Source organism: Polaromonas sp., from assembly GCF_018780625.1.
Lineage (GTDB): Bacteria > Pseudomonadota > Gammaproteobacteria > Burkholderiales > Burkholderiaceae_C > Polaromonas.
In genome coordinates this window covers 1-3,426 of record NZ_JADMJK010000206.1, presented here as the reverse complement: position 1 = coordinate 3,426, position 3,426 = coordinate 1, and the positions used below count along the sequence as shown (strand labels likewise).

General features: G+C 62.9%; 3 protein-coding genes. All 3 read left to right on the top strand.

Annotated elements, in window-relative coordinates:
• A partial coding sequence (locus tag IV091_RS15230) for a sodium:proton antiporter (protein WP_293470106.1) occupies positions 1-959 on the top strand: 959 nt, incomplete at its 5' end.
• A gap of 17 nt (positions 960-976) precedes the next feature.
• Complete coding sequence (locus IV091_RS15225) at positions 977-1,963, top strand: D-glycerate dehydrogenase (protein ID WP_293470105.1); 987 nt, start codon at positions 977-979, stop codon at positions 1,961-1,963.
• 15 nt (positions 1,964-1,978) lie between these two features.
• Complete coding sequence (rmuC, locus tag IV091_RS15220) at positions 1,979-3,331, top strand: DNA recombination protein RmuC (protein ID WP_293470104.1); 1,353 nt, start codon at positions 1,979-1,981, stop codon at positions 3,329-3,331.
• Positions 3,332-3,426 lie beyond the last annotated feature (95 nt).

Sequence of the window (3,426 nt, the reverse complement as noted above, 5' to 3'; positions counted from 1 at the left end):
CGCTGATCCGGGCCAACGACAACCGGGCGCACAAGGCCCATGTGGTGGTGTTCTTCATCTTCATCGTCTCCAACGCCGGCGGCTCGCTGACGCCGCTGGGCGATCCGCCGCTGTTCCTGGGATTCCTGAAGGGCGTGGATTTTTTCTGGACCGTACGCCACATCTTTCCGGAGACGCTGTTTCTGGTGGGCTCCTTGCTGGCTATTTTTTACGCGCTGGACCTGTGGTTCTACCGCCAGCGCAAAGAAGTCGCGCCGCTGGACCCGACACCCGACACCGGGCGCATCGGCTTTGACGGCGCCGCGAACTTCTGGCTGCTGGGCGCGATTGCCGGGCTGGTGTTGCTCAGCGGTTTCTGGAAGTCGGCCGTGGTGTTCAATATTGCTGGCACCGATGTCGGCCTGCCGGGCCTGGTGCGCGATGCCGGGCTGGTTGCCATCACCTTGCTGTCGCTGAAAATCACGGCGGCCAAGGTGCATGCCGACAACCAGTTCTCCTGGGGGCCGATGGCCGAGGTGGCCAAGTTGTTTGCGGGCATTTTTCTGACCATCATTCCTGTCATTGCCATGCTCAAGGCCGGCACCAGTGGCCCGTTTGGGGCGGTGGTGTCGGCCGTGACCCGGCCCGACGGTTCGCCCGATCCGGCCATGTATTTCTGGGCCACCGGCGCGCTCAGCTCCTTTCTTGACAACGCGCCCACCTACCTGGTGTTTTTCAACACCGCTGGCGGCGACCCGCAGGCGATGATGACCACCTTTGCGTCCACGCTGGCGGCCATTTCAGCCGGCGCCGTGTTCATGGGCGCCAACACCTACATCGGCAATGCGCCCAACCTGATGGTCAAGGCCATTGCCGAAGACCGCAACGTGAAAATGCCAAGCTTTTTTGGCTACATGCTGTGGTCGGGCGGGGTGTTGATCCCGCTCTTCATCATCATGACCTTCATCTGGTTCAAATAAAGAAAGCCAACTTCTCCATGAGCAAGCCCAAAATCCTGATCGCCCGCGCTGTTTTCCCCGAAGTGGTGGCCCGTCTTGAAGAATATTTCGAGGTCGAGTCCAACCAGGCCGACGAGACCTGGTCCAAGGCCGAGCTGGCGGCGCGGCTGCGTGACAAAGCGGGCGCATTCACCACGGGGGGTGACCGCATTGATGCCGGGGTGCTCGCTGTCTGCCCCGGCTTGAAAATCTGCGCCAACATGGCCGTGGGCTACAACAATTTTGACCTTGACGCCATGACGGCAGCCGGTGTGCTGGCCACCAATGCGCCCGACGTGCTGACCGAGACCACCGCTGATTTCGGCTTTGCCTTGATGATGGCGACCGCCCGCCGCATCACCGAGAGCGAGCATTATTTGCGCGCCGGCCAGTGGACCAAGTGGCGCTACGACATGTTTTCGGGCTCCGACATCCATGGCGCGACGCTGGGGATTCTGGGCATGGGACGCATCGGCCAGGGCATTGCCAAACGTGGCGCGCTGGGCTTTGGCATGAAGGTGATCTACCACAACCGTTCCCGCCTGGACGCGGCCCTGGAGGCCGAATGCCAGGCCAGCTATGTCAGCAAGGAAGAACTGCTCAAGACCGCTGACCACCTGGTGCTGGTGCTGCCGTATTCGCCAGCGTCCCACCACGCGATCGGTGCGGCCGAACTGGCGCTGATGAAGCCGACCGCCACGCTGGTCAACATTGCGCGCGGCGGAATCGTGGACGACGCTGCGCTGGCCGCGGCGCTGAAGGACAAGCGCATTGCAGCCGCCGGGCTGGACGTGTTTGAAGGCGAACCGCTGGTGCACCCGGACTTGCTGGACGTGCCGAATGTGGTGCTGACGCCGCATATCGCCAGCGCCACGATTCCGACGCGCCTGGCCATGGCCAACCTGGCCGCCGACAACCTGATTGCCTTTTTTACAGGAAAAAAGCCTTTAACCCCGCTGAATCCTGCGGTGTTGGCTATCAAATAAAGAGTGACACAAGCCATGGAATTCTGGCTGACGGCGGCTTTGCTGCTGGCCAATCTGCTGCTGCTGGTCTGGCTGCTGGTGCGCAAGCCGGCACAAGTTGCGGGCGAAAGCCAGGCCGAACTGCTCAATGGGTTTGCCGAGATCAACGACCGGCTGGAGCGCGAACTGCGGCGCGAGATCAGCGAGAGCGCGCGCGGCAGCCGCCAGGAACTGGCTTCGACGCTGGCCACCTTCCAGCAAACGCTGGTGCAGCAAAGCGCCGAAGCCACGCGCACCCAGAACACCCAGATTGATGCGTTTTCCCGCCAGCTCAGCCTGCTGCAGCAAAGCCTGTCGGACACGCTGACGACCCAGCTGCAGTCGGTCAGCGAATCGAATGCCCGGCGCATGGGCGAGGTGCGTGAAACGCTGGAGAACCAGCTGGCGCAGCTGCAGCAGACCAATTCGGCCAAGCTCGACGAAATGCGCCGCACCGTCGACGAAAAGCTGCAGACCACGCTGGAAACGCGCTTGGGGCAAAGCTTCAAGCAGGTGGCCGACCGGCTGGAGCAGGTGCACAAGGGCCTGGGCGAAATGCAGACGCTGGCGCAGGGCGTGGGCGACCTCAAGCATTTGCTGACCAATGTGAAGACGCGCGGCATCTTTGGCGAAGCCCAGCTGGCGGGCCTGCTGGAGCAAGTGTTTACCGTCGACCAGTACGCGGCCCAGGTCGTGACGCGGCGCGGCGGCAAGAACCCGGTGGATTTCGCTATCAAGTTGCCGGGCCGGTCGGATGCGGGCGAGCCGCTGTGGCTGCCGATTGACGCGAAATTCCCCAACGAAGACTACGAGCGCCTGCTCGATGCGCAGCAGCGCGCCGATGCGCCGGGCGCCGAGATCGCAGGCAAGGCGCTGGAGGTCCGGATCCGGTTTGAGGCCAAATCGATCTCCGAAAAATACATCGAGCCGCCTTACACCACCGACTTCGCCATTTTGTTTTTGCCCACCGAGGGCCTGTACGCTGAAGTGCTGCGCCGACCCGGCCTGATGGAGAGCCTGCAGCGCGACCACCGTATCACGCTGGCCGGTCCGACCACGCTGCTGGCCATGCTCAGTTCGCTGCAGATGGGCTTTCGGACGCTGGCGCTGGAGAAACGATCAAGCGAGGTGTGGCAGGTGCTGGGCGCCGTCAAGACCGAGTTTGGCAAGTTCGGCGACGTGCTGGCCAAGGTCAAGTCACAGACTGAAACGGTGCTCAATACCCTGAGCAGTGCCGAGCAGCGCAGCCGCGTCATGGGCAAGGCCTTGCGCAATGTCGAGGCCTTGCCCGAACTGGAGTCCGCCCGGCTGATTCCCATGAACAAGGACCTGGACCTGGACGAAAACTGAGACGCGTTTCATGACCCGTGCGCTGGCCCGCCTGATTCTTGCGCAGATCTGTCTGCACGCCTGCATGGCGGGCACGCGGCTGGCCGCGCCGCTGC

What these genes read in the sequence shown, in the direction of transcription:
- IV091_RS15225 (WP_293470105.1), top strand. Translation starts at nt 977, where the DNA reads ATGAGCAAGCCCAAAATCCTGATCGCCCGCGCTGTTTTCCCCGAAGTG.
- rmuC (WP_293470104.1), top strand. Translation starts at nt 1,979, where the DNA reads ATGGAATTCTGGCTGACGGCGGCTTTGCTGCTGGCCAATCTGCTGCTG.